General features: G+C 70.1%; 23 protein-coding genes and 4 pseudogenes. 12 read left to right on the forward strand and 15 right to left on the reverse strand.

Annotation, left to right across the window (positions count from 1 at the left end; all coding sequences use genetic code 11):
• Positions 1-107: 107 nt before the first annotated feature.
• On the reverse strand, positions 108-701 hold the full coding sequence (locus K228_RS0111950; RefSeq protein WP_025618647.1) for a pentapeptide repeat-containing protein: 594 nt from the start codon (positions 699-701) through the stop codon (positions 108-110).
• On the opposite strand from K228_RS0111950, the gene K228_RS28275 reads away from it, so the two are divergent.
• Entirely contained in the window at positions 687-839 is a 153-nt protein-coding gene (locus K228_RS28275; protein WP_155251572.1) for a hypothetical protein, read from the forward strand. The genes K228_RS0111950 and K228_RS28275 overlap by 15 nt on opposite strands.
• Positions 840-848: 9 nt before the next feature.
• On the forward strand, positions 849-1,490 hold the full coding sequence (locus K228_RS0111960) for an NAD(P)-dependent oxidoreductase (protein ID WP_025618648.1): 642 nt from the start codon (positions 849-851) through the stop codon (positions 1,488-1,490).
• On the opposite strand, the gene K228_RS0111965 is transcribed toward K228_RS0111960, so the two are convergent.
• On the reverse strand, positions 1,484-2,143 hold the full coding sequence (locus K228_RS0111965; protein WP_025618649.1) for a DUF6642 family protein: 660 nt from the start codon (positions 2,141-2,143) through the stop codon (positions 1,484-1,486). The two genes, K228_RS0111960 and K228_RS0111965, sit on opposite strands and share 7 nt — an antisense overlap.
• A 182-nt stretch (positions 2,144-2,325) precedes the next feature.
• The gene (locus tag K228_RS0111970; RefSeq protein ID WP_025618650.1) at positions 2,326-3,921 is read right to left on the reverse strand and encodes a DHA2 family efflux MFS transporter permease subunit; all 1,596 of its coding nucleotides are present in this window, start codon (positions 3,919-3,921) and stop codon (positions 2,326-2,328) included.
• A gap of 321 nt (positions 3,922-4,242) precedes the next feature.
• Here K228_RS0111970 and K228_RS0111975 point away from each other — a divergent pair.
• Both K228_RS0111975 and K228_RS0111980 read left to right on the forward strand, forming a co-directional pair.
• A pseudogene (locus K228_RS0111975) lies at positions 4,243-4,434 on the forward strand (dihydrofolate reductase family protein); the annotation flags it as partial.
• Positions 4,435-4,664: 230 nt separating this feature from the next.
• Positions 4,665-4,988 carry a GYD domain-containing protein gene (locus K228_RS0111980; RefSeq protein ID WP_025618652.1) on the forward strand — a complete coding sequence of 108 codons (324 nt, stop codon included), beginning with the start codon at positions 4,665-4,667 and terminating at the stop codon, positions 4,986-4,988.
• Here K228_RS0111980 and K228_RS30165 read toward each other — a convergent pair.
• The 7 genes and pseudogenes from K228_RS30165 to K228_RS0112015 form a co-directional block, all read right to left on the reverse strand.
• A pseudogene (locus K228_RS30165) lies at positions 4,979-5,452 on the reverse strand (YunG family protein). The gene K228_RS0111980 and the pseudogene K228_RS30165 overlap by 10 nt on opposite strands.
• Positions 5,453-5,472: 20 nt before the next feature.
• The gene (locus K228_RS0111990; RefSeq protein WP_033776816.1) at positions 5,473-6,684 is read right to left on the reverse strand and encodes a hypothetical protein; all 1,212 of its coding nucleotides are present in this window, start codon (positions 6,682-6,684) and stop codon (positions 5,473-5,475) included.
• A gap of 193 nt (positions 6,685-6,877) precedes the next feature.
• Entirely contained in the window at positions 6,878-8,053 is a 1,176-nt protein-coding gene (locus K228_RS0111995) for a hypothetical protein (protein ID WP_025618654.1), read from the reverse strand.
• A gap of 137 nt (positions 8,054-8,190) precedes the next feature.
• Positions 8,191-8,493, reverse strand: coding sequence for a putative quinol monooxygenase (locus K228_RS0112000; RefSeq protein WP_025618655.1), 303 nt, complete (start codon positions 8,491-8,493; stop codon positions 8,191-8,193).
• Between the two features lie 73 nt (positions 8,494-8,566).
• Positions 8,567-9,985 carry an MFS transporter gene (locus K228_RS0112005; protein WP_025618656.1) on the reverse strand — a complete coding sequence of 473 codons (1,419 nt, stop codon included), beginning with the start codon at positions 9,983-9,985 and terminating at the stop codon, positions 8,567-8,569.
• A 129-nt stretch (positions 9,986-10,114) separates the two neighbouring features.
• Entirely contained in the window at positions 10,115-11,452 is a 1,338-nt protein-coding gene (locus K228_RS0112010; RefSeq protein WP_025618657.1) for a class I SAM-dependent methyltransferase, read from the reverse strand.
• Positions 11,449-12,831 (reverse strand): FAD-binding oxidoreductase, encoded by a 1,383-nt coding sequence (locus tag K228_RS0112015; protein WP_025618658.1) that lies wholly within the window; start codon positions 12,829-12,831, stop codon positions 11,449-11,451. The genes K228_RS0112010 and K228_RS0112015 overlap by 4 nt, the downstream gene beginning before the upstream one ends.
• Before the next feature lie 153 nt (positions 12,832-12,984).
• Between K228_RS0112015 and K228_RS0112020 the strand changes: the two genes are divergently transcribed.
• Complete coding sequence (locus K228_RS0112020; RefSeq protein ID WP_025618659.1) at positions 12,985-13,719, forward strand: RICIN domain-containing protein; 735 nt, start codon at positions 12,985-12,987, stop codon at positions 13,717-13,719.
• Between the two features lie 4 nt (positions 13,720-13,723).
• Here K228_RS0112020 and K228_RS0112025 read toward each other — a convergent pair whose 3' ends face one another.
• Together K228_RS0112025 and K228_RS0112030 are read right to left on the reverse strand one after the other, a co-directional pair.
• Positions 13,724-14,191 (reverse strand): hypothetical protein, encoded by a 468-nt coding sequence (locus tag K228_RS0112025; protein WP_025618660.1) that lies wholly within the window; start codon positions 14,189-14,191, stop codon positions 13,724-13,726.
• 54 nt (positions 14,192-14,245) lie between these two features.
• Positions 14,246-14,854, reverse strand: coding sequence for a TetR/AcrR family transcriptional regulator (locus tag K228_RS0112030; RefSeq protein WP_025618661.1), 609 nt, complete (start codon positions 14,852-14,854; stop codon positions 14,246-14,248).
• A 108-nt stretch (positions 14,855-14,962) separates the two neighbouring features.
• On the opposite strand from K228_RS0112030, the gene K228_RS0112035 reads away from it, so the two are divergent.
• Both K228_RS0112035 and mgrA read left to right on the forward strand, forming a co-directional pair.
• Positions 14,963-15,418, forward strand: coding sequence for a GNAT family N-acetyltransferase (locus K228_RS0112035; RefSeq protein WP_025618662.1), 456 nt, complete (start codon positions 14,963-14,965; stop codon positions 15,416-15,418).
• Between the two features lie 20 nt (positions 15,419-15,438).
• Positions 15,439-16,434, forward strand: coding sequence for an L-glyceraldehyde 3-phosphate reductase (gene mgrA / locus K228_RS0112040; protein WP_025618663.1), 996 nt, complete (start codon positions 15,439-15,441; stop codon positions 16,432-16,434).
• A 120-nt stretch (positions 16,435-16,554) separates the two neighbouring features.
• Here mgrA and K228_RS0112045 read toward each other — a convergent pair whose 3' ends face one another.
• Positions 16,555-17,094 carry a hypothetical protein gene (locus K228_RS0112045; RefSeq protein ID WP_025618664.1) on the reverse strand — a complete coding sequence of 180 codons (540 nt, stop codon included), beginning with the start codon at positions 17,092-17,094 and terminating at the stop codon, positions 16,555-16,557.
• A 121-nt stretch (positions 17,095-17,215) separates the two neighbouring features.
• Here K228_RS0112045 and K228_RS0112050 point away from each other — a divergent pair, with 121 nt between their 5' ends.
• The 3 genes and pseudogenes from K228_RS0112050 to K228_RS30045 all read left to right on the forward strand — a co-directional run.
• Positions 17,216-18,358 (forward strand): epoxide hydrolase family protein, encoded by a 1,143-nt coding sequence (locus K228_RS0112050; RefSeq protein WP_025618665.1) that lies wholly within the window; start codon positions 17,216-17,218, stop codon positions 18,356-18,358.
• A 207-nt stretch (positions 18,359-18,565) separates the two neighbouring features.
• Positions 18,566-19,078 carry a GNAT family N-acetyltransferase gene (locus K228_RS0112055; RefSeq protein WP_025618666.1) on the forward strand — a complete coding sequence of 171 codons (513 nt, stop codon included), beginning with the start codon at positions 18,566-18,568 and terminating at the stop codon, positions 19,076-19,078.
• A 194-nt stretch (positions 19,079-19,272) separates the two neighbouring features.
• Positions 19,273-19,431 (forward strand): annotated as a pseudogene (locus tag K228_RS30045) (hypothetical protein); the annotation flags it as partial.
• On the opposite strand, the gene K228_RS25550 reads toward K228_RS30045, so the two are convergent.
• On the reverse strand, positions 19,360-19,611 hold the full coding sequence (locus tag K228_RS25550) for a hypothetical protein (RefSeq protein WP_155251573.1): 252 nt from the start codon (positions 19,609-19,611) through the stop codon (positions 19,360-19,362). The pseudogene K228_RS30045 and the gene K228_RS25550 overlap by 72 nt on opposite strands.
• A gap of 324 nt (positions 19,612-19,935) precedes the next feature.
• Between K228_RS25550 and K228_RS0112065 the strand changes: the two genes are divergently transcribed.
• Entirely contained in the window at positions 19,936-21,120 is a 1,185-nt protein-coding gene (locus K228_RS0112065; protein WP_025618668.1) for a GNAT family N-acetyltransferase, read from the forward strand.
• 85 nt (positions 21,121-21,205) lie between these two features.
• Here K228_RS0112065 and K228_RS30170 read toward each other — a convergent pair.
• Positions 21,206-21,319, reverse strand: a pseudogene (locus tag K228_RS30170) (IS630 family transposase); the annotation flags it as partial.
• A 293-nt stretch (positions 21,320-21,612) separates the two neighbouring features.
• Between K228_RS30170 and K228_RS0112070 the strand changes: the two are divergent.
• Entirely contained in the window at positions 21,613-25,170 is a 3,558-nt protein-coding gene (locus K228_RS0112070; protein WP_025618669.1) for a DEAD/DEAH box helicase, read from the forward strand.
• The last annotated feature ends 291 nt before the right edge of the window (positions 25,171-25,461 follow it).

Consider the following 25,461-nt stretch of genomic DNA (forward strand, 5'->3'; position numbering starts at 1 on the left):
TTGCTCTTACGCTATCCCGTCCCGCGGCCACCGACCGGTTCGCCCGGTCCGCGCGGCGGAAGCCGGGCGGCTCCAGTCAGCGCGGCACTGCGGCCGGGCGGCTCCGGTCAGCCGATCCGAAAGCCGATCGCCTGGGCCAACACCACCGCCTGCTCGGCGCTGACGATCGCCCCGGCCCGCTCAACCTCGATCGGATCAAGGTCGGTGAGGTCGCTGCCGCGCAGGTCGGCGCGGGACAGCTTGGCGTGCTGCAACTGCGCCCCGGACAGGTCGACCCCGGTGACCGTCGCACCGCTCAGATCCGCTCGGGTCAGGTCGGCCTCGCGCATCCGGACGTCAACGATGCGCGCACCACGCAGGTCGGCGCCCGGAAGCGCGACGAATGACCAGTCACCACCGACGATCGTCAACGGCCGCAGGTCACACTGGTCGAAGGTGCTGCCGACCAGCTTGCAGCCGGTGAACTCGGCGGCGAAGAAGTTGCAGCGGCGAAAGACGCAGCGCGTGAAGGCCGTGTTGACGTGTCGGGAGGCGTTGAAGCTGACATTGCCGAACGTGCACCCGGTGAAGAGCGCGCCACGGGTGGTCGCCTCGGTCAGGTCGACCCGCTCAAAACGGCAGCCGACGTAGTGCCGATCGGCGATCTCCTCGCCATACCAATCCTCGTCGCGGAGGGTTTCCCCATCGTGCTGATCCAGCATCGCGCCAGGCTACTAACCGGCACCGACAACAACGACCGGCCGAACCGGCACAGCAGCGACGCTCCGCTGCCGGGCTTCGGCGTGGCCACCCGGGTCGAGATCAGCGTTCCCCGGGCGGTGGCCGGGCGGTATCCCTAGCCTGGGGGCGTGGGCAACATCGTCGTCTTCGGGGCGGGCGGAACCGCGGGCTCCCAGATCGCCCAGGAGGCGTTCCACCGCGGGCACCGGGTCACCGCCGCGGTACGCCGGCCAGAGGCCACCTCGTACCTACCGGCAGGGGTGCAGGTGGTAACCGGGGACGCGACCAGCGAACGGAGCGTACGGGAGTTGGCCCCGGAGGCGGACGCGCTGGTGGTGGCGATCGGTGGCGGGGAACGCAGCCTCTGGCTCGACGCGGCGCGAACGCTGGTCAGCGCGGTACGCGAGACGCCGAACCCGCCCCGGATCATCCACCTGGGTGGCGGGGCCACGCTCTGCACCCCGCGCGGCGGCCGGTTCCTGGATGAGCCCGACTTTCCCCAGGAGTACCGGGACGCGGCGCTGGGCCAGGCCGACGCCCTGGCGTACTACCGGTCCGCGGCCGACGGGGTGCGCTGGACGTACGTCTCGCCACCGCCGCTGGAGTTCCACCCCGGCGCCCGGACCGGGCACTACCGCACCGGCGGGGACCACCCGGTAACCGATCACGAGGGCCGGTCGGTCCTCAGCTACCAGGACATGGCCGTCGCGATCGTTGACGAGATCGAGAACCCACGGCACGAGAACACCCGCTTCACCGCCGCCTACTGACCCGTTACCGCCGGCCTGATGGTCGGCGGGCGCGGCGGACGGGCGGGCTGAACGGGCACCCGGGGGCGGACCGGCGGGCGCCAGGCACGGCCACTGGCGTAGATCACCCGGAAGCCGAGGTACGAGGCGAGTGGCGCCCAGTGCGCCGAGCCCATCCGCAGCTCGGCCGCGTTGTGCCGCTGCCCGTTGGCGAGCACGTCGAGCAGGACGGTCTCGAAGGCGGCGGACTCCACCCAGTCGACCTCCCGGGTGAAGCCGCAGATCAGAGCCGCACCGGTGGACTCCAGGAACGCTCGCAGCACGGCATCGTTGGCCCGCAGCACCGAGCAGCTGCCGAAGTAGAGGCGCCGTCCCTCGCAGCGGCCAGCCATCAGCTCGGCCACGTCGGTGAGGGCCACCGACTCCCAGTCGGTCAGGCGCAGCCGGCTGGGCTCCCCATGGGTGGCGAAGAAGCCCACCCGGTAGTCGGCGTACTGCTTGAGCAGCCAACGGTCAACGAAATAGAACAATTCGTCCCGTGTCGCCGCGTCCTTGTGGATAAACCGGATCCGGCTCAGCCGCTCCAACAGTTCCAGGGTGGGTAGGACGGAACCGCGCTCGTTGAGGTCACGGTGCCACTGGCCCTCGACGCAGAAGACACCACCGCGCGCCACCTGGCACCTCCCCTCGTCGGCGGCGCCGACGTTACCGGCTAAGTGGCGGCGGGCCGGGCTATCACCGCCTGGTGTGGCGCGACGGGGACGTGGCACCCGCGAGGCGAACGTGGTGATCAGTCCCGGTAGACCCGGGCGATGCCCCGGTGTCGGGGTCGCCGCGACGACCCCGACACCGGAGTTCAGTGGACAACCACCGGCGTGCTCGATGCGTCCGGCTGGTCGTCGCGCGACTGCGACCGTTCCCGCCGCCGCGGCAGGAACGCGGCCGGGACGAAGGTGACCAGCACCAGCGCGAAGGCCACCCAGAACGTGGTGGCGAAGGAGTCGGCGGCGAAGGCGAGTCCGCGCTCGATGAGTGTCGGGTCGGGGACCTGCTGGGCCAGTTCCGGCTGCCGCTGGGCGGCGATCGCCAGGCCCGCCTCGGTGACCGGCTCACCGTTCGGACCGGTCAGGCCGGGGATCTGCCGGGATCCGTTCAACTCGTTGGTGAGGATCACCGACATCACCGCCGCGCCGACCGAACCACCGATCTGCTGAATGATGTTCAACAGGGTGGAGCCGCGGGCTACCTCCGGCCCGGTCAGCGTCCGCAGCGCGGAGGTCATGATCGGCATCATCGTGCCGCCCATGCCCAGACCCATGACGAACAACGAGCCACAGATCAACAGGTACGAGGTGTCGGGACCGACCTGCGTGAAGGTGAAGAACCCGGCGGCGATCAGCACCAACGCGAACGGCACCGTTCGCCCCACCGGCACCCGGTCGGCGAGCGTCCCGGCGATCGGCATCGTCACCATCGCACCGATGCCCTGCGGCGCGATGAGGAGGCCGGCGTGCAGGGTCGACTCCCCGCGAACCTGCAGGAAGTAGCTCGGGAAGAGCAGACCGGCGCCCATGAACGCAATAATGAACACGAACATCGTCACCGACGCCACGGCCAGCCGGCGGTTCCGGAACAGCCGCAGGTCGAGGAGCGGGTGCCGGGGCTTGAACGAGTAGCAGACGAAGGAGACCACCAGCGCGGCGCCGATCAGCATCGGCACCCACACCTCGGGGTCGGCGAAGGTGCCCACCTCGGGCAGCGTGGAGACGCCATAGAGGAAGAGCGCCAGCCCCGGGGAGAGCATCAGCATGCCGAGGAAGTCGAACGACTCGGACGGCTCCGGAGCGTCCTTCGGGAGGGCCAGCTGCGCGTAGACCAGGGCAAGCAGCCCGATCGGCAAGTTGATCAGGAAGATCCAGTGCCAGCTGGCCACGTCGATCAGCCAGCCGCCAAGGATCGGCCCACCGATCGGACCGAGCAACATCGGGATGCCCAGGACGGCCATCAACCGGCCGATTCGGTGCGGCCCCGCCGCCCGGGTCATGATCGTCATGCCGATCGGCATCAGCATGCCGCCGCCGAGGCCCTGCAGCACCCGGTACGCGATCAGCTCGCTGATCGTGTCGGCGGTGGCGCAGAGACCGGACCCGATGGTGAACAGGGCCAGGGCGATCATGTAGAGGCGTTTGGTGCCGAACCGGTTGGCCGCCCACCCGCTCAGCGGAATCACCGTGGCCAGGGCGAGGGTGTAGCCGGTCATCGTCCACGCGACCCGGGCGTAGGACGCGTCAAACTCACTCTGGAAGGTCGGTAGCGCGACGCTGACCACCGTCACGTCGAGGATCGCCATGATCGCGCCGAGCACGACCACGCCCGCCACCTTGAGCACCGCGGCGTCAAGCTTGTCCGATGTCGCGCCCGGCTGGGGGGACGCGACCGATTGTTGTGTCACGGATTCTCCTGATGTCGGTTCGACCGAAGGGAGGTTGCTGCAGGCACGCCACGGCGCCCGCCACGGGCAGCGGGTGGCCAGGAACGAGCGGAACCGCAGGAAGACTAGCCCTCTCCACCGACAGCCCGCCGTCGAATTTGACGCTCCCTGAAGCCCGCCGGCAGGTGTTCCTCGTCACGGCGTGGCCGCCCCGGGCGGCGATGTCGAAATCCCCGCCCCCGCTCCGTCCCACCCGCGAAACCAGGACGACCGAGCGGAGGCGCGGGCCCAGGCTACGCCCTCCCCTCCCGGCAGCCGCAAACGAGCACCAAAGGGAGCGACATGCGAAAGCTCATCGTGGTCAGTGCCATGTCGATGGACGGCTTCTACGACGGCCCCGGCAGCGGCGTGACAGTGCCGATGGAGAACTGTTTCGGCACCTACAACCTCGAGCGGATCCAGGCAGCCGACACCGTACTGCTCGGCGCGAACTCCTACGCGATGTTCTCCAACTACTGGCCCGGCGTCGCCGACACCGTCCTACTCCAGTACGGCGTACAGCAACCATCCGCGCAGCGGTGAGCCACCCGGCGTACGACACGGCGACCCGCACCCGCCTTTGTCCGGGACCGCGGACCCGACCGTGAGTTCCGCGGCCCTCCGCCGCCACCCGGTCCGCGAACAGCCAGGCGGCTGAGGCGTATCCGGGTGGCGAGCGGGTACCAAGGGGGCGGGCCGCGGGTGCCCTGAAAGGTGGTGCGGGCGTGGCGAAATATCTCTTCCAAGCGACCTATACCGTCCAGGGGGTGGCGGGGCTGGGTGAGCAGGGTGGAACGGTACGGGCAGAGGTGGTCCGGGCGCTGATCGAGAACGCTGGCGGGCGGGTGGAGTCGTTGTACTTCGCGATCGGCAAACACGACCTCTTCGTCTCCTGCGAGGTGCCGGACAACATGACCACCGCCGCGCTCGGCATCGCCGCCCAGGCGAGCGGGGGAGTGAGAGCCGAGGTCATCCCGCTGATTACGCCAGAGGAGATCGACGAAGCAGCGCAGACGCCGGTCACCTACCAGCCGCCGGGTCAGGCGTGAAGCACCCCGTCCGTCGGTCGGCCGAGCTGCCACGCACCCGGTGCCGGAGTAGCGCGTACTGCTGAACGCAGCGGCGTAGCGGCCCCGGCGGCAGCACGGCCGGCTCCTACACGATCTCGTCCACCGTGAACTGCTCCCGGGTCAGGTCGATCTCCACCCCTCCGGGGAGGCGGTTCCACAGGTGCATGTCCTGTTTGGACCCATCCCGCCGCGGCACCACTGCGCACAGCAGCTCGCCGCCGATCAGCTCACGCAGCACGAGCGCCGTCACGCCGCACTGCCCACGGGCCGGGTTCGTCGCGGCCTGTGGGCAGGTCAACCGGATCGCAGGTCTCGGCCGACCAGGAAGCCCGGAATGCACGGTCGATGTCGGTCAGCGGCGCCGGGTCGAACTCGGCCAGTGCGGCACGGTCAGTCTCGGCCAGAGAAGCTCGATCAGTCTCGGCCAGCGAAGTCAACAGCATGCTCGGACCCTGCCAGCGGGCTACGACAGCCTCGTCGCCCGATCCGGGCGTCCGTCGTCCCGGTCTCCCGTCGCGTCCCATCCGGCGTTGTCGCGATCGGAATGCCACCAGTTGGACCGGCTGTCCTGACCGGCCGAGGGCGACCGGTCCTTCCAGCGTTTCGAACCGCAGTGCCACCTGCATTTGGTGTCCCGCCCGTCCCCGGAGCGCTCCGGCAACTCGGCACGCTCCGGCAACTCGGCACGCTCCGGCAGCTCGGCACGCTCCGGCCGCTCGGCACGCTCCGGCAGCTCGGCACGCTCCGGCCGCTCGGCACGCTCCGGCAGCTCGGCACGCTCCGGCAGCTCGGAGCGGTGCGGCACCGGTGGATCAACGGGGGGTGGCGCGGGGAGCACCGCCACGGCGGACGGCCGCACCACGGTGGATAGATCGGGCTGCGCCGACGCGGGGGGCACCGGCTGGCTGCTCGGTGCGGGGCTGGCGGGGCCGGAGGCGTCGCTGGGTTCGGACCGGTCAAGCCCCGCCATCGGCGCGGCCGGCGGCAGCGCCACCCCGGCGGTGACCACGAATGCAGCCACCACCGAGGCGGCGACCGCCGCGACGGCGCTGACGCACCGGCGGTTACTCAGCCGAGCCCGCATCGGGGCCTGCTCCGGCCGGGCGACTGGGGGCGCTGTCGGCCGGGTGCGCTGGTGCTTGGCGACCAGCTCATCCAGGCAGGCGGCGACCGCGTCTCGGTTGCCGAGGCCATCGGCGAAGGCGAGCGTGAGGTGGAACCGGAAGGTCAGGGTCACCGGACGCGACACCAGCAGCCCGGCCACCGAGGATCCGTTGACGGTGGGCAGCAGGGTCAACGGCGAACTGCGGTGGTGCGCCGGCGCGACCAACTCCTCGAACCACCAGTCCCGTTGTCGGTCCCGGCCGAGAAAGATCACGCGCCGGTCGGTCACCACGCCGCTGCCGGCCTCCACCGCCCGAATCTCCGGCGGCAGTGGACGCGGCGGCTTGTCGGCGCCGGCCAGGTCCACCGCCAGTCCGGGCACGGGTAGTCGGCCGACGTTCCCGGTAACGGCTTCGACCAGCTCCACGGCCGGGAAGACGCGGTGGACCACCTCACCGGGGCAGAGTCGCACCGGCACGCTCCTCGGTGGGCCAGATCCAAGCAGCCCGACCTCGACCCGCAGCCGGGTCAGCTCATCGGCACGGCAGCGCCACGCATCTTCCTCGGCCACGTACACACGCCGTCGCCGGTCGTTCTCCCGGTCGGCCCACCGGGACCGCCAGGGCGGTCGGGGACCTTGCACGAGGCGGGGTGAGGTCGCCGTCACGTACAGAACAACGTTTCACATCCGGGATTGGATACGGCCCTTCCCTACTGGCGAGTACAGCCTCGGCGGGTAGGCGGAACAGGCCCCCGATGGGGGCTCATCCTGGCTGCGGGCTCAGCGCCCGGATGGTGCGCCAGACACCGCCGTGCTGGCCGCAGGCCCGCGGGCTGCCGCCAGCGAGGCTGACCGAACTGTTCCCACACTGCACCAGATACCCACGGCCGGCCCAGAATCCGGGCACGCAGTCGAACCAGTCACACACCCCGGCGGCCGGCTTCCGGATCGGATCACCAGCGCAGAAGCCGTACCCCAGCGGATTGGTCGGGGCGCCACACAGGTCTGGTGCCGCAATCGGCGTCGGTGCTGGCGACCCGGCCGCGGCGGCAGCCGCACCGGCGGGCGTGGCGGCGGCAGCGGAGGCGGTAGCCGAGGCGGCAGCGGCTGGTGGTTCGGTCGCGTTCCCGGCCGTCGCCGCCGCCACCTCCGTCCGGATCGCATCGGACGGGGCGGACGGGGCAGAGACGATCAACGCCGCCGGGACCAGCAGGGCGACCCCGGCAGCGACCGCCACCGTCCGCGCACCACCGAGGACGAGCCCGGTCAGCCGCGCCTGCGCGGGCGTGAGGACGGCGGGGCGAAGCGGCTTGCCCTGAGCGTGCTCGGCGAGGGCCTCGTCGAGTTGGGCGAGCACCGCCTCCCGCTGCTCGATCGCGTCCGCGAAGGCCACACTCAGTTTGAACCGGAAGTCGGCCGCCGCGTCCGGCGGCAGCAGCAGGCCGGAGGCGCGCCGCCGGTCAAGCAGCTGGATCATCGTCACCGGTGCGCGGGGGTCATGGGCCAGACCGGTCATTTTCCCGTACGCCCAGTCTCGCCGGCCGCGCCCACCGAGCAGGACCAGCCGACGGTTGGTAATCACCGCGATGCCGGTGTCGGCGATCCGCACGCCGTCCGGGCGCCGCTTGCGCAGCGGGCCGGGTTGCAGGGTCACCCTCAGCTCGGGCGCGGGGAGCACCACCGCACGCCGCACCTCGACCAACTGGGCGGCGGGCAGCACCCAGCAGACCGTCTCTCCGGGGTCGAGTTCGATCGGAAGACCGGTGCCCGCGTCGGCCAAGCCACCGAACTCCGCGGCGAGGGTCCGCAGGCGTCGCAGTTCCTCGTCCCGCCGCCGCCACGCCCCGTCGGCCGCGCGGAACACCCGCCGCCGCCGTTCGTTCTGCCGGTACGCCCACCGGTACCGCCACGTCGAACCCGTCGAGTCAGTCATCGCCACGCCGACCCCTCCGCCGCGTAGGCCACCATTCGGGGTGTCACCAGGAATAACTCTGGTGTAACCCGGCGAGGGACGGCTTACGGCGAACAATATGCCCGATCGACGGAGTGATTCGGACGATAGGCGGACCCGCCGCGTCAGGGTGTCTCTACGGCAGAGATCTCGTATCGAAAGATCTTCGCGTCCCGAATCGCCACCTGTTGCTCCTCGGTCGGGCCGGCACCGCGAAAGGTCAGCAGCTGCTCCTCGGTCTCCCAACGCTCGTAGACGTTGATCCGGCCGGGCTCGACCAGGTCCTCGCTGATCGTGAAGTCGAGACAGCCGGACGCGCCCCGCGCAGCCGTCACGACCTCAAGGCACCCGGCGAGGTAACTTTCTCGATCCTCCGGGTCGACATACATGCTTCCGGCGACGATGAGCACCTGCCGGACCTCCCACACTCGTTGTCCACTGGCGAGATCCCACCCGCGAGTCTTCGACGGTCGTAGGCGGACGAAAATCTCACCAGCCAGCCTACGACCGTCCGAGCCCGCGCCCCGCCCCCTCGCTCAAGCCCGGCTGGTCGGGTTGGCGTTGATCGCGGCGGACCAGCACCGCGACGGTCAGCGCGGCGAACGCCGCCGTCCCGACCATCGCCCAGAGCACGGTCCGCAGCCCGCTGGTGAAGCCGGGATCGGCGAGCCGGCCGGCGGTGGTGCTCGCCAGCACCGCCCCGACGACCGCGATGGCGACGGTCTCGCTCGCCAACCGCGCCGTATTGATCATCCCGGCACCAGTGCCGGCCCGATGCGGCGGGACGCTAGCGATGGCAAGGGCGTCGAGCAGCCCGATGGACAATCCGACGCCGATACCGATAGCGAGCAGCGGGCCGGCCAGGTCAGCCGGGCCGCTGGTCGGGGCGATCACCGTCGCCCACGCCGCCCCCGCGGCGACCGTCAGGACGGCGGCGACGATCACCGCCGACGCCGGCACCCACCGGGTCAACGCCCCGGCGAGCAGCGGCAACGCCACCGTCGGTGCGGTCAGCAGAACCAGGGTCAGGCCGGCGGCGCTGGGCGTCAACCCAACCACCGTGGTGAGGTACGACGGCAGATACACCAGCAGCGGCACCAGGACCGAGACGACGGTGGCCGCCGCCAGACAGATACCGACGAAGCGCGGGGTGGCCAGGAGGGTCAGGTCGAACATCGGCTCGGGGTGGGATCGCTCCACCCGGACGAAGACCACGAGCAGGACCACCGTCGCCGCAAAGGCGGCCACGATCCTCGGATCACCCCAGCCGTACGCGGGCCCCTGCACGAAGCCAAAGATCAACAGCAGTAGTGCGGCGGTGAACGAGAGGATTCCGCCCCAGTCGAGCCGGCCCGCGTGCGGCTGACGCGACTCCGGCAGCCACGGAACCAGCAGCAGCACCGCCACCGCCACCAACGCGGGTACGGCGAACACGGCCCGCCACCCCAGAAAGTCGATCAGCAGCCCTGCGGTCGTCGGGCCGAAAGCCAGGCCAGCGCCGATGGCCATACCGAAGGCACTGAACGCGCGTAACCGAGCCCGCCCCTGAAAGGTGTTGGCCAGCAACGCCCCCGCGCTGGTCGCGGCGGCAGCCGCACCCACACCCGCGAGTGCGCGCAGCAGATTCAGCAGGAAGATGTCGCCGGCGGCGACAGCGAGCAAGCCCGCTCCGGCGGAGATCGCAAGCCCGATGGCGTAGACCCGCCGCCGACCGAACAGGTCGGCCAGGGTGCCCGTGGCGAGCATGAAGCTGGCGAAGGTGGCGTTGTAGCCGTTGACCACCCACTGCACCCCGGCCAGTTCCGCGTCGAGATCACGCCCGATCTCGGGCAACGCCACCGAGGCCCCGGTCAGCGAGAGCGGCAACGCGAAGGTCGACACCAGGACGGCGAACAACACGACGACGCGTCGGTTCCACACAGCTCCCCCGTTCCATTCGAGCCGCTCCAGGCTATTGGCCGCTGGTCCAAACGGCCACCAGGCCCGGGGGACCGGTACGGGGAGCCGCTGCCGGCGGTCACCTTACGGCGACCGCCGGCAGCACCGGAGTCAGGGCAGCCAGTCCGGCCGCAGCGGGTAGCTCGTCACCCCCGCGGCGCTGGTCCGCGTCGCCAGCACCTGGTGTAGCTGGATGGCGTTGCGCTCAAACGACATCCGGGATCCGGCCATGTACAGACCCCAGACCCGGGCGGTTCCCGCGCCCACCTCGCCGACACAGAAGTCCCAGTTCGCCACGAGGTTGCGGCACCAGGCCGCGAGCGTCAACGCATAGTGGCGGCGCAGGTTCTCCTCGTGCTGCACCTCCAAGCCCACGTCGTGGATCTCGGAGACCACCCGGCCCGGCCCGGCCAACTCGCCGTCCGGAAAGACGTACCGGTCGATGAACGCGCCGGAACGGTGCGGCGCGCGGTTGTCGGCGCGGGTGATGCAGTGGTTGAGCAGCCGGCCGTCGGGCCGCAGCCGGTCCCGGAGCGAGCCGAAGTACGCCGGATAGTTACGCACCCCGATATGCTCGGTCAATCCGATCGAGGACACCACGTCGAACTGCTCCCGCGGGGTGTCCCGGTAGTCGAGGTAGCGCACCTCGGCCAGCCCGGTCAGCCCCTCCCGCTCGATCGCGGCCTGCGCCCACTCGGCCTGCGCTCTGGACAGGGTCACCCCGAGCGCCTGGACGCCGTACTCCCGGGCCACGTGCCGGACCATGCCGCCCCACCCGCAGCCCACATCCAGCAGCCGCATCCCGGACCTGACCGCGAGCTTCTGCGCCACCAGGTCGTACTTGGCCGCCTGCGCGCTCTCCAACGAGTCCTGCGGCGAGCGGAACAGCGCGCAGGTGTACGTCATCGACTCCCCGAGCACCTTCTCGTAGAAGGCGTTCGACACGTCGTAGTGGTGCGAGATGGCGCTGCTGTCCCGGATCCGGGAGTGGCGCAGCCCGCCCAACACCCGCTTCCACCGGGGCACCGCCTCCTGGGGCGGAGGTGGCGGCGGCAGCAGCCGCTCCCAGCCCAGGCCCCGGACCAGGGCCAGGGCCTCGGGCACCGGCGGAACTCGCAGCCGCACCTCGTCCTTGAGGACCCGCAGCGCCTCGTACGGATCACCCGGATGCACCCCGGACAGGCCAAGGTCACCGCTGACATACGCCCGGGCCATCCCCAGGTCACCCGGGGCAGTCAGCAGGTAGGACAGGCCGCGCGGGGAGCGGATGGCGAGGGTGATGCCGGCGTCGGCCGGTCCGACGGAGCTACCGTCGTACCCGGTGATCCGTACCGGCAGGGGCTCGGTGGTCAGCGCCCGGATCACGTCGGCCAGGGTCCGGCCCCGGCCTACCCGCGACGGGGTCGCGGGGACGCTCGCCGCCCGCTGGTGTCGATCGATCAGACTCATGCTCGTGCTACCGCCTTCTCGTACAGTCCGGTTAGCCGGTGAGCCGGGTCGTAGCGGTCCTTGACCGCCCGCCAGGTGTCGCCGCCGTAGAGCCGGTCGAACACCTCCCGGTCGTAGTACGCGTCGGAGTAGAGCGACTTGTGCCCGCCCAGCTCCGACACCCTGCGTTCGATCGCCCGGTTCATGTCGCCGTCGGCGGCGCCCCCGGCGATCGGCACGCTTCCCCAGAACCCAATGTTCACGTAGTCCTGCCCCGGCCGCAGCGGATACAGCGGCCACGACCGGGCCGATCCCGGCCCGGACGGTTCCCGCAGCCGCAACGGGCAGAGCCAGACCGGGGTCATCTGCACGGCGGTGGCGAACCAGCGCAGGAACTCGGCGGTCCGCTCCAGCGGGATCTCGACGTCCTGCACCACCCGTTCCCGGGCCGGCTGGCCGCGCCACCGATCGATCCGTGCGGCCACCTGATGCCGGTGCTCCAACCGGACCAGCCGGTGGTAGACATCGCTGCGCCGCCAGCGCGCCGGCCAGATCCGGCGCAGCACCGGGTGCTGCGCCCCGAACGCCGCAGAACACCAGAACCAGTCGGTGTCCCAGCGCCACAGGTAGTCGTGCCCGGTCAGCGCATCCTGGGTGCGTTGCTGCAGCGACCGGTAGTAGATCTCCTGACCGGTGTAGTCGCTGACCGGCCCGGCGTCGTCGGTGAAGGTGGCGAGCAGCAGGTACGCCTCATCGGGGCTGAACATCACCCCGTCCATCGCATCCACCGCCACGCCAGCCCACGAGCGGGTGGCGATGACCTCGGCGATCGCATCGGCAAGCTCCTCCAGCCGGTTGAACCGCACATTGTGCAGCGCCACCCGCCGGCCGATCGGTTGCAGCTCGATCCGCAGCCGGGTCGCGTAGCCGAGGCTGCCCAACGAGTTGGGGAAGGCGGCGAACAGGTCGGCGTGCTCCCCCTCCGGCCGGGCGGTGACGACCTCCCCGGCCCCGGTGAGCACGTCCAGCTCGGTCACCGACTCGTGCGGCAGCCCATTGCGGAACGACGTGGACTCGATCCCCAGGCCGGTCACCGCCCCACCGAGGGTGATGGTGCGCAGCTGCGGCACCACCAGCGGCATCAGCCCGTGCGGCAGGGTCGCGTCAACCAGGTCCTCGTACGTGCACACGCCCTGCACGTCGGCGGTGCGGGCCGCCGGGTCAACATGGAGGACACCGTCGAGGCCACTGACGTCAAGGCCCGGCGCGCGTTGTGCCGCGCGCGGGCGGAACAGGTTGGATGTGCGCTTGGCGAGCCGAACCGGCTGTCCCGGCCGCACCGCCGCATACGAGCGCCGGAGCTGGACCACTGCCTGATCATGATCACGCACGGCATTCATGAGATCACTTTACGCCCACATGGGGTCGAGGCAATGGACGTCCACGGTGGCCGATCCTGAAGTGTCAACCCCGGGCCGTGCCGGCCCCCGCTGGCGCCGCGACCCAACCGGAGCGGGTGGCCACGCCCCCCGTTGGTAGGTCAGGATGCCGGCATGTCCGCCTCCGCACACCGCCCCGACCGGGCCGGCACCGTCTACCGCCGGCCCGGCCCCACCCGCCCCCGACTGCCCCGCGATCCACTGATGTGGGGAGCGGCGCTCATCGGCGCGGCTGGCCTCCTACTCGGGGGATTCTTCGTCCTCGGCGGCCCGGGGGGCGGTGGCACTCCCGCCGTCCCGGCCGTGGCCGCGACCCCGTCAACCGACGCATCGGCCCCGTCGGCGCAGGAGCCGCCCGCCCCGCCCACCGTGGCGGCCAGTTCCCCGACCTCCGCCCCGCCCACCGAGGAAGCCAGCTCCCCGCCGGCCATCCCCACCGGCCCGACAGTGTTTCGGCAGGTGGCCTCGGGCCGGTGCCTGGGCGTTGATGGAGACGGCGCGCAGGCGACCGCGAGACTCCTCGACTGCCGCGGCGACGACCCCCGGCAGCGGTGGCTTCCCAACACCATCGGCCCGGGCCTGGTGAGCCTGGTCAACCAGGCCTCGAACATGTGCCTCGACGTGGAGGGCGCCAACGCCAACGACGGGGCGCGGCTGCAGCAGTATCCCTGCCACAGCGAGGCCAACCAGCAGTGGCAGCTCATACCCACCGGCGGCGGACCGGTGCTGATCGCGGCGCTACACAGCGGCCGGTGCGCGTACCCGGGCGGCAGTCGACCCGATGCCGGCACCGAAATCCGGCAGATCACCTGCGTTGACGCCCCCGACCAGCAGTGGCAGTTCGGCTGACCGGCTACTCGGCCACCCGAAGCAAACTGAGCTGGGCCTGGTGTTTGGGAAGGTGGACCCGGGCATGCAGGTCCAACACCCGCCCCCAGGGCAGCGGGCCGTCCACGTCGAGGTCGTATCCCTCCCGTAGATGGGTGTCGACCGGTGTGCCGGCCGCCGGGCCGAGCCGGTCAACCAGGGCTACCAACCGCCGACTGGTGGTGCGCAGCCGGGCGTCCAGTCCGTCGAGACCACCGAGCTCGGCGACCAGCGCATCGACCTGGGGCCGGTGCATCGTCTCCAGGTCGTAGTAGGCGAACGGCGAGCCGGCGAGGACCGCCTCGGTCGCCTCGATCATCAGCTCGTCATTGGCGACGAGATGGGCGACGATCTGCTCGGCGTCGAGCTGCCCCTGCGGCGCCGGGCCGAAACCGCCCGCGGCCACCTCCGCGAGCAACTCGTCGTAGGCCCGCCCCAGCCCTGCGCTGTCCACGCCTGCCAGTCAAACCCGCGACGCGCCGGTCCGCGTCGCGTTCCGGCACGGTGTTCACCCGGACGGGTGGTCGGCGGCAGCCGGGCCGAGCCGGGCGAGCGCGGCGTCGAGGGCGACGCGCTGCGCCGCCCCGGAGTAGGTGGCCGGGTCGATGGCGGTCAGCGTGTTCAGCCCCTCCGCCAGGGCCACCAGCCCGGTGGCGGTGGACGAGCAGTCCGCCGCGGGCCAGTCGGGCCGGACCGCGGCGACCAATCCCCGAACCCGATCAACGAACCGGCGGTTGTAGCCGCGGTGCAGCTCGGCCAGGACCGGGTCGGCCAAGGCAGCGGCCAGGAAACCCACCCATACCCGTGCCTCCTCCTGGCGCTCCGCCGTCGGGGCGGCGGCTTGGAGCAGCACGGCGCGCAGCGCTGCGCCCGGCGTGTCGGCGGCGGCCTGTACGATGTCGGCCCGCTGTCCGGTGCGCTGGTGGAGCAGCTCGCGCGCGTGCACCAGCAGGGCCTGCTTGTCGGCGAAGGTGTGCAACACCATCCCGGTGGTGCAGCCGGCCCGCTCGGCGACGGCACGCAGGGTGAGACCGGGCAGGCCGCGTTCGGCGAGCACTGACCAGGTCGCCGCCGACAGGCGTTGCCGCTGGTCAACCCGGTCACGTCGGCTGGCCATCCACCCTCCCCGGTCCGGTTCCATCCGGCAGGTCCCACGCCCTCTGCGCCGGTCCCCACTCTCGTAGCGTACGTTATGGTAACGCTTGTTACGAACCAGGAGGACACGATGGTCGCCGTCCACCCCGAACCGTGGGAATCCACCGACAGCACCCGGCTGCGCGCCGCGCAGCGCGCCGAGTTGGACGCACGCTACCGCAGCGACGACCACGAGCCCGGCAGCCCACCCACCGCCGACAGCGTCCCGGTCTTCCTCGTCGCCCGCGACCACAACGGCACCGCGCTCGGCTGCGGTGGCCTCCGCTTCCTCTCCGCCGAATCCGCCGAGATCAAACGGATGTACGTCGAACCGAGCGCCCGGGGCACCGGCGTGGCGACCGCCATCCTGCAAGCCCTGGAGGAGGCCGCTCGCACCGCCGGCGTACGGACCCTGCTGTTGGAGACCGGCCCCGCCCAACCCGACGCGATCCGCTTCTACGAACGCGAGGGCTACCACCGCATCGCGAACTTCGGCCCGTACCAGGACGAGTCACTCTCCGTCTGCTACGCCCGCGAACTGGCCTGACCAGGTCGGCGACTACTCTCGTGATCGTGACCTACCAGACCGCCGACACCCGCTACGACCAGATGACCTACCGGCGCAGCGGGGCCAGCGGGCTCCGCCTACCGGCGATCTCGCTCGGCCTGTGGCACAACTTCGGGCCCGACCGCCCCTTCGATCGGCAACGGGACATCGTCCGCCGGGCCTTCGACCTCGGGGTCACCCACTTCGACCTCGCCAACAACTACGGCCCACCGCCGGGCGCCGCCGAGGAGAACTTCGGCCGGATGCTCGCCACGGACCTGAAGCCGTACCGCGATGAACTGGTCATCTCGAGCAAAGCCGGCTACCTGATGTGGCCCGGCCCGTATGGCGAGTGGGGATCCCGCAAGTACCTCGTCGCCTCGCTGGACCAGTCGCTCCGCCGCCTGGGGCTGGACTACGTCGACATCTTCTACAGCCACCGGTATGACCCGGACACCCCGCTGGAAGAGACGATGGGCGCCCTCGACGCCGTCGTCCGGGCCGGCAAGGCGCTCTACGTCGGCATCTCCAACTACACCGCCGAACAGACCCGGCGGGCCGCGGCGATCCTGCGCGACCTGGGCACCCCGCTGCTGATCAACCAGCCGTCATACTCGATGCTGAACCGCTGGACCGAGGAGGACGGCCTACTCGACGCCCTCGCGGAGGTCGGCGCGGGCTGCATCTCCTTCAGCCCCCTGGCCCAGGGCCTGCTCACCGACCGCTACCTCGACGGCATCCCGGCCGACTCCCGGGTCCGCACCAGCGTCCACCTGTCCGAGCGGGACGTGAGCCCGGAACGGCTGGTCACCATCCGCGGCCTCGCCGCCATCGCCCAACGTCGCGACCAATCCCTGGCGCAACTCGCACTCGCCTGGGCCCTGCGCGACCCCCGGATGACCAGCCTGATCATCGGCGCCAGCAGCGTCTCCCAACTCGAGGCCAACCTCGCCACGCTGGACAACCTCGAGCTGACCGCCGAGGAACTCGCCGAAATCGACCGCCAGCTCGGCTGACGCGAGCCCGGCACCGACCCAGCCGCCCCGCCGGTCCACGGGGGTGCGCGCGCAACGGCCGGGTCGACGCACCCGGACCGGATCGCGGGCACTACCGAAAGGACGAATAATTCGGGTGGATTAGCCGATATGCGCTCTTAGTCCCACCCGGCACACTCTGCCCGTAGAGAACTCCAAGCGGCCGTCCCGGTCGGGTCGCGTCCCTGCCCAAGCAGCGGCCCGAAAGTGGCTGAAGTGGGCTCTTGGTGGGATCGCCGGCTTTCTCGCCCTGCTGTGCGTGTGCGGCGGAATCGGCGCAGCCCTCGACGACGACAAGCCGGCGACGAGACCAGCGACGAGCGCCAGCCCGATCAACGCGACCTCCACCTCCACCGCCCCCACACCCACCTCGGCCAGCCCGACGCCCGCAACAACCACGACGAGCCCGCGTCCGAAGCCCGCCCCGCCCAAAACCACCACAAGCCCGCGTCCGAAGCCAACACCGTCGAAGACCACGACGAGCCCGGCGCCAAAGCCGACGGCCACCCGCACCACCAGCACACCCCCGACCACATCTCCATCAATTATCCCCGATGTAACCCCGGGCGCCTTCTGCAAGCCGGCCGGCGCACTGGGACTAAGCAGCACCGACAAGCTGATGATGTGCCGAACCTCGACCACCGACAGCAGGTTGAGGTGGCGGACGGCCTGAACCGGAGCGGGCTGAGGTCTCCGACACCTTCTCCACTCTCTCCACGATCGCGGAAGCTAACCTGCCGCATTGCCTGAGACCGTCGGTGTCATGCACGAGAACAACGCACTCACCCCGTTCCGCATCGACATCTCACCGGCCGACCTTGACGACCTGCGTAACCGGCTGGCCCACACCCGCTGGCCCAACCCGGTGCCCGGCCGTGACGACCGCACCGACTTCAGCCGTGGCATCCCGCTGGCATACCTGAAGGAACTCGCCGAGTACTGGCACGACGGTTTCGACTGGCGCGCGCAGGAGGCGAAACTCAACGAGCACGAACAGGTCACGACGGTCGTCAACGGTCAGACGTTCCACATCGTCCACGTTAGATCGACGAACCCGCACGCCACCCCGCTGGTCCTAAACCACGGCTGGCCCGGCTCGTTCGTCGAGTACCAGCAGCTCATCCCGCTGCTGACCGACGAGTTCCACGTGGTCATCCCGTCGCTGCCCGGCTTCGGCTTCTCCACCCCGCTGTCCGGGACCGGCTGGGAGTTGGCGCAGACCTCGAAGGCCTATGCCGAGATCATGACCCGCCTGGGCTACGAGAGGTTCGCCGCCCACGGCACCGACATCGGTTCGGGCACCACCGGCCGCCTCGCCGCCGACTACCCGGAGCGGGTCATCGGCACGCACCTCGGCATCGACCCCCTCCTGCTCGGGTTGGTCGGCGACAAGTTCCCCTACCCCGAGGGCCTCGCCGAAGACGAAATCGCCCAGATCGAGGCGGCACGCACCGAGGGCTCAGCCGATCGCGGGTACCTCCTGATGCACAACCACCGCCCCGACACCATCGGCGCGGCCCTCACCGACTCGCCGGTCGGTCAGCTCGCGTGGATCGCCGAAAAGTTCAAGACCAGAACCAACGGCATCTACCAGACCCCGGACGAGTCGGTCGACCGCGACCAACTTCTCACCAACATCAGCCTGTACTGGTTCACCCGCAGCGGTGAGTCGAGCGCACAGTTCTACTACGAGGCCGAACACTCCGGCCTCGACCTGGTCATGGCCGCCCACGTACCGACCGGATGGGCCGTGTTCAACACCCACCCACTCCTACGCCGCGCGATGGACCCGGGGAAGGCAATCAGCCACTGGAGCGAATTCCCCGAAGGCGGCCACTTCCCCGCAATGGATGCCACCGAGCTACTCGCCAACGACATCCGCACCTTCTTCCGCAGCATCTCCTAGCTCCCGCGGGCCGAAGACAACCTGCCGGCTGCCCGTGGAGACACAGGGATCGACGATCGTCGCAGTGATAGCCTCCACTACGTTCACGGCGGATTTGTCCGGTGAACGTAGTGGAGGACACCGCCGATCCTGTCGCGTGCCGATGCCGGCATCACCTGGGCGGTTAATCTGTTGCGTCGGTCGAAAGAGGCGGCAAGGATTGTCGACATGCCGCAGGTGGAGATCGAGATTCGGCCCTACACCAACGACGACTGGGATGCGATCGCGCGCATTCACGACGCCGCGCGACGTGACGAGTTACGCGGATCCGCCGGGGTCGAGGCTTTCCTGACCCTCACGCAGACCGCCGAGCGAGAAGGGCTTTTCGACGGGCACCTGTGGGTGGCAGAGGCCGGTGGCAGCGTAGCCGGCTTCGTCGCACTCGACGACGACGAAGTAACCTGGCTGTACGTCGACCCGCAACGCTACCGGCAGGGAATCGGCAGGGCGCTGCTGGGCCACGCGGTCGCCGCCGCCGGGCCCCGGGTCGAGGTCACCGTGCTCGACGGCAACCCGGCCGCCGAGGCGCTCTATGCCAGCGAGGGGTTCACCGTCACACAGACCCGGACCGGCCCGCTGGTCGGCAACGAGACGTTCACCGCCACCGGTCACATCATGCACCTCAACAAGTCCGACGCGCCACCGGACGAACGTCGGGTGCCGACCGTCGACACGGTGTGACCGGCCGACCCTCATCGGCCTAGTCGACTGGCAGGGTCGCGTAATCTAAGTGTCTTGTATTCGCGTTCTTGGCTCGTCCAGCAATCACGGTGAGTCACGCCGAGCATGGTGCTGGCAGCGAGATCTGCATCCACGATCATCGTCTGATGACGCGGTTGTTCCGGCGCGGCGGAGCCTGATTCGTCAAACAGCTCCGGGCCTCCGGCTACCCGGTCCTGGAAGCTGACGTGGCTCGGCTCTCGCCGTACCTGCGCAAGCACATCAACGTCCATGGCCACTACTCATTCCAGTTGCCCGAACTCGGCGGCGCCAGGCGTATGCTGCGCGACCCGGACGCGGGCGACGAGGACTGACTGCGTGCTGCATCCGACGATGTCCGGGGTCGTCGTGTTCGAAGCAGTCAGGTCGAGCCAGTGCGCCCAACGGTCGAGCTGTTGCGGAGAGGTCCAAAGCTCGGTGAGGAACTCCAGCATGTGATCGTGCACTGCGGCTCGCTCGGTCGCGGTAACGGGGCGGTATCCAAGGCTCGCCACGGCAGGAGGGCGGCGGCGCCGAGTTGCAGGCGCTGGTTCTGTCCGTGAGTCCGAGAGCCGGTAGTCTGTCCCTCTCGCAACCGCCCGACCGTTCCAGAAGTTCGTGTCAGCGAGTTCGAGAACCACCTGTCGGGGCAAGCCGGCGGAGCCGGTGCGGCAGCCGATCGCCGGTCGCGGCTACGGGCCCAAGCCACCGCGGTGATCGTCCCAGCCTGCTGACACCCGCGGTTGGTGCAGGTCGGCCTCCGATCCTCCTGCCAGCCGCCTTGAAAACCGTTTACGCGGCGGCGCACCCCTCACTAAGCTGCGGCGGTGAACGCACCCGTGGAGATTCGTGAGTTGCACGCCGACGACATGCCGGCGGCGTGGGAGCTGGGCCGGCTCGCGTTCGGTCGGTCGTCGCCGACACCGCAGTCCCCGGTCGCCGTGCCGGGCATCACCCGTTACGGCGCCTTCGACCCTGGTGGGCGGCTGGTGGGCGGAGCCACCGATCTGCACCACGAGCAGTGGTGGGCCGGGCGCCCGGTGACCGCGGCGGACATCGCCTCAGTTGCGGTGTTGCCAGAGGCGCGCGGACGCGGCGTGGCGCGGTCGCTGCTGGGCGCCGTGCTGCGGGGGGCCCGGGAACGCGGCGCGGCGATCAGCGCGCTGTTTCCGACCGTGGCGGCACCGTACCGGAGCTGCGGCTGGGAAACCGGTGGCACGCTGCGCACTGTCGACCTGGCCACCATGGCGCTGCCCCGGCACCGGCCGTCACCCCACCTCTCGGTCAGCCCAGGCACCGCCGCGGACCTGCCCGCCGTCGCGGAACTATACGAGCGGGTGGCCCGGCACCGGTGTGGTCTGCTGACCCGGCGAGGACCACTGTTCGATGACACCGGCGAGACGGCCGCCCTACCGCCCGGCGTGGACGGGCTAACCCTGGTGCACGACGGGGACCAGCTCGTCGGGTACGCGAGCTGGGAGCGCGGCCAGGGGTACGACGCGACAGCCGTGCTGAGCGTGTTCGACCTGTTCGCCGCTACGGCGGAGGCGGCCCGAGAGCTCGTCGGCGTGCTTGCCGGCTGGCGGAGCGTCACGCCGACACTGCGCCTGTGCCTGCTGGGCCACGACGCGGTGAGCGCGCAACTGCCCCTGGAGATCGCCCGCGAGCACCAACAACAGATGTGGATGCACCGGCCAGTCGACGTCGTCCGGGCGGTGCAGAGCCGTGGCTGGCCGCCACATGCACGGGGCCAGGTCGATTTCGCGCTCGACGACGTCCTGGCACCGTGGAACACCGGTTCCTGGCGCCTGGAGGTCGCCGACGGCTCAGCCAGTTTGCAGCGTACGGACTCTGAACCCGGGCTGCGCCTGGCCGTACAGGGCTTCGGGTTGCTCTATCTCGGCGCCACGACAGCGCAGGCCGTCGCGGAGGCTGGCCTACTGCGCTGCGTCCCGGGGACAGACCCCGGGGCGCTGGACCTGCTCGGCTCGGGACAGCAGGCGGAACTGCTCGACTATTTCTAGGGCGTCGCAGGTCAGTCGGCCCCGCGCTTCGATAGCTGGCCCGAGGGACTGAGTTACCGGCTAGTGTCCCGTGATCTTGTTGGGTTTACTTGGCGTTGTTGTCGACGAGTTGTTTGATGCTGGTCTGTACAAATTGGACCTTGGCGAGGATTTCGTCGGCCGTCGCTGTCCACTGGAATGGGCCGGGGTTGGCGTTCCAGGGGCCGGCACTGACAGAGACCGATATTCAAGTGGTCTGTGTTCGATACCATCTCGTCGATCGTGTCACGCTTCGTGAGCGTCGAATGTGCTGCCAATGGGGTTCGCGGCAAGGGTGTCGGCCCCCGTTGCCGTTGGCTTCGGCCAGTCGGCTAGGCCTTTTAGCGGTCGAGGCCGCCAGCGGGCAGACCCGTGGCTGTGGATAGCCCAACCTCTGTCTACAGGGGTGGGTGCGTACTGGTTCGGACGCCTACAGTGAGGATCACCTCTGCGCCGGTAGATGGGAGTACGCGGGTGGTCGACACGGGCACGGTCGAGCAGTTGGTGCTGGCCAGATGGTCGGTACGGCTCGCAGCGGTCGGACGCTTCGCCACCCCAGGATGGTCGTACGAGGAGCCGGTGGCCCGGCCCTGCCCCGCGTGCCAGGGGCGGCTGCACAGCCTGCGTAAGCCGTACGAGAGCCGAGGCCGGCGATTTCGGTACGTGGCCCTGGTGTGTCCGCGGTGCCCGGCGCTGTTCACCCTCGCAGATCTTGGCTTGAAGACCTATGAGCAGGTGCGGAAGGTGGCCCCGACCCCACCCCCGCCAACAGCGGCGACGGGTGGGCCTAACGCTCTCGACGGCGCCGCCGCCTCCGCGGCGGCGCGGCGAACACCAGTCAGTGTGGAGGCGCAGCGCCGTCGCGACATCTTACGGTTTTGGCGGTCGGTGGAACTCTTCGCGGCGCAAACCCTCGACCGACCGGATCCACGGGAGCGCCGATATGCGCCCCGGCCGGGTCAGGCCTTGCCGTGGCAGGAGGGGCATTCGCTGCGCCGGCAACGGGTGAGCGCGGACCGGGTGTGGCGGCACACCGTCTACGGGGGCGTCTTTTCCCTGGACCGGGTTCACGCGGTGGCGCAGGAGGTGTTCGGCTCCTCCCCCGCTGACGTGGACGAGCGAACTCCGCGTGGGGAGACGGCGCTGTTCGCGGTGGCGGTCACCGACGACGGACGGCTGTTGCTGGACTCGCTGGTGTTGTCCACAGCGGCGTGGGCGGTTGGACGCGCCACCGTGCCGGGCCCGGCGGCACCGAACTGGCTGGACGGGTTTGACCTTTCCGCACGGGTACACGGCGACCGGGTACGGGAGATGGTGGCGGCGGCCGACGACGACCACGAGGCGGCAGAACTGGCCGAGGAAGGGGTGGCGGTAAGCCGGCCAGTCACCCCGGTGCTGCTCCAGGCGCTGGTCGAGCTGACTGCCGATCACCTCGGCGTGACCCGCCCGCTCGGCCCCGCTGGGGTGCGAGTACACAGCGAGCTGGTCTCCCGCCGCCGGGCGCATGAGGCCCAGTCGGACTTCCTAAACAGCTTCTTCGCGGAGGACCTTCAGCGAGTCGCCGAGGCCGTGGCCGAGGGTAACTGTGGTGCCGCGCTAGCCAGCTACCTGAGCAGCGACGAAACCATCACCGGGCTGCCACGCTGGGACGTACGCGAGTCTGCGCGCTCCCCGGCGCCACTCGACGAGTTGGCACCGGAGCGGGTACCGGCCGGGCGGTGGCCCGCCCGGCCGGCGCACTCGCTGGCGACCAGCCAGCAGCTGGCGATCAACGTGATCCACGACCGGTTCGTCGGAAAAGCCGGGGCGTTCGCGGTCAACGGCCCGCCGGGAACCGGCAAGACCACCATGCTGCGCGACCTGATCGCCGCGCTGATAGTCGAACGGGCCCGCCGTCTCGCGACGCTGCGCACGCCGACTGCAGCATTCGCCGACCAGACACTCGGCTGGCGAAGCGACAAGCACCAGCGGCGCGTTCGGGCGTTGCGGCCAGAGCTGGTCGGCTTCGAAATCGTCGTCGCCTCGGCAAACAACGGCGCCCTCTCGAACGTTACCCGGGAGATCCCCCAAACAACGGCGATCGACGAGTCCTGGGCGGAGCAGGCGTCGTACTTGCGCGAGCATGCCGAGCGAGTGCTCGGAGCACCAGCCTGGGGCATGATCGCCGGGATGCTGGGCAACAAGCGCAACCGGCGCGAGTTCATCGGCCGGCTCTGGTACGGCGATCCCGCCGACCCGGACAAAGATCCCGGTGACGAGGGGCCCGGCCTGCACGAATGGCTAAAGGACGCCGAGGTCGAGGGCCAGCGACCGTGGCAGCACGCCGTCAAGGCGTTCACCAACGCCCTCGCCGCCGAGCGGCAGCTACGCGAGGCCCGCCAACGCATCCACACCGCGCTGCGGCTGCTGCCCGAACTCCAGCGGACCCACACCGCTGCAGTCGGCAACCATCAGGTGGCGGTCGCCGTGCGGCAGCGGGCGGAGAAGGCCGACGATGCCGCCGCCGCGGCCGCTGCGGCGGCACAACAGACCGCTGACGCGGCTCTGTGGCGGCGCCGAGAGCACCGCGGGCTCAAGCCCGGATTTTGGGACAGCCTGTTTACCTTCGGCAAAGCGAGCCGCCGCTGGTACGACGAGGACGAGACCCTTGCCGTGGCTCTGGACACCGCAGAGCAATCCGTCACTGTCGCCGCGACTGCCGTCGGCCACACGCGGCGTGCCAAGACCGCGGCAACGGACCACGAGGCAGCGGCGGCCGAGGCGCTGCGGCGCGCCGCCGGGCAGCTCGCCGACGGCCGGCGCGCCCTCGACGATTGGAGCCGTAAGCACGCCGACACGGTGCCGGACGAGGCATGGTTGGCCGACAAGCGACGGCGTGAGCTGGTGGCGCCGTGGCTCGACGAAGAGTGGAACAGCGCCCGGACCCGCGTCTTCCTCGCCGCGCTGGACCTACACGAAGCGTTCCTGGCCAGCACCGCCAAGATCATGCGCGCCAACCTGACCGCTGCCGTTGACGTCCTGTCCGGCCAGGTACCGCCGGACGCACCCGAGCCCGCCGTACGAGCAGCCTGGCAGTCGCTGTTCCTGACCGTGCCGGTCATCTCCACCACCTTCGCATCCGTCGGCCGGCTACTGCGTCCGCTCGGCTCCGAGGCGCTCGGCTGGCTACTCGTGGATGAAGCGGGTCAAGCCGCCCCGCAGATCGCCGTCGGCGCGATTTGGCGCACCCGTCGCCTGGTCGCGGTCGGCGACCCCCTACAGCTCGAACCCGTCGTCACCGTCCTGCACACCACCCAGCAGGCGCTGCGGCGCCACCACCAGGTCGCCGAGACCTGGCTACCCGGGCGAGGCTCCGTGCAGACCCTCACCGACCGGCTCACTCCGATCGGCACCCACCTCCCCGGCCCCGACGACACCGAGGTGTGGGTGGGCGCACCACTAACAGTGCATCGCCGCTGCGACAACCCGATGTTCGAGGTCGTCAACGAAGCCGTCTACGACCAGCTCATGACCCACGCCACTTCGCCTCGCCAGGACCCGATGACCGTCGCCGACAGCGCCTGGATTGATGTCACCAGCGCCGATGCCGACGGACACTGGATCCCCGCCGAAGGCGACGCCACCGAACAAATCATCAACTACCTGCTACGCGTCAACGTCGCCCCAGCCCAGATCATGGTGATCAGCCCGTTCCGGGACGTCGCGCGACGCCTGCGACGCCGCTGGCAGCCGGTCCACCCGGGCATGACCTGCGGCACCGTCCACACCGCCCAGGGCAAGGAAGCCGACGTGGTGCTGTTCGTCCTCGGCGGCAACCCCACCCGCCCGGGCGCCCGGTCCTGGGCCGCCAGCCAGCCCAACCTCTTCAACGTCGCCGTCTCCCGCGCCAAACAACGCCTCTACGTCATCGGCAACCACGACAGCTGGGCGAAGCTGCCCTACTTCGGTGCTCTTGCCCGCAAGCTACCCGTACGGCCACTGCGGACCGACCAGCCTTCGGCTCCCAGGCCGGCGGCCGACGAGCCGTCGTAACCCCGTTACCCACCACGGGCTCCCGAAGAAATTTGTACCTACGAGAAGCCGTCGTGTCCGGCTCCGGGTTGCGCATTCGGGTCGCGTTCGGCCAGAGAAGCTGCCCTTGGCCCTAGACACTTGACCCGGGACATTCACCAGGTGGTGATCTTGTAACGGTTTCGTGAGGTCCGGAAAGGCGAAAGTGCCTGCCAGGCCACGGCCCCGGCGTTGTTCTTTTACGTCCGCTTTGATCATGGTTTGTTAGATGCCGTAGACGGCGAAGGTGTCGGTGCGGTCGTGTAGGTCGCG

It is taken from the genome of Salinispora cortesiana, from assembly GCF_000484695.1.
Classification (GTDB): domain Bacteria; phylum Actinomycetota; class Actinomycetes; order Mycobacteriales; family Micromonosporaceae; genus Micromonospora; species Micromonospora cortesiana.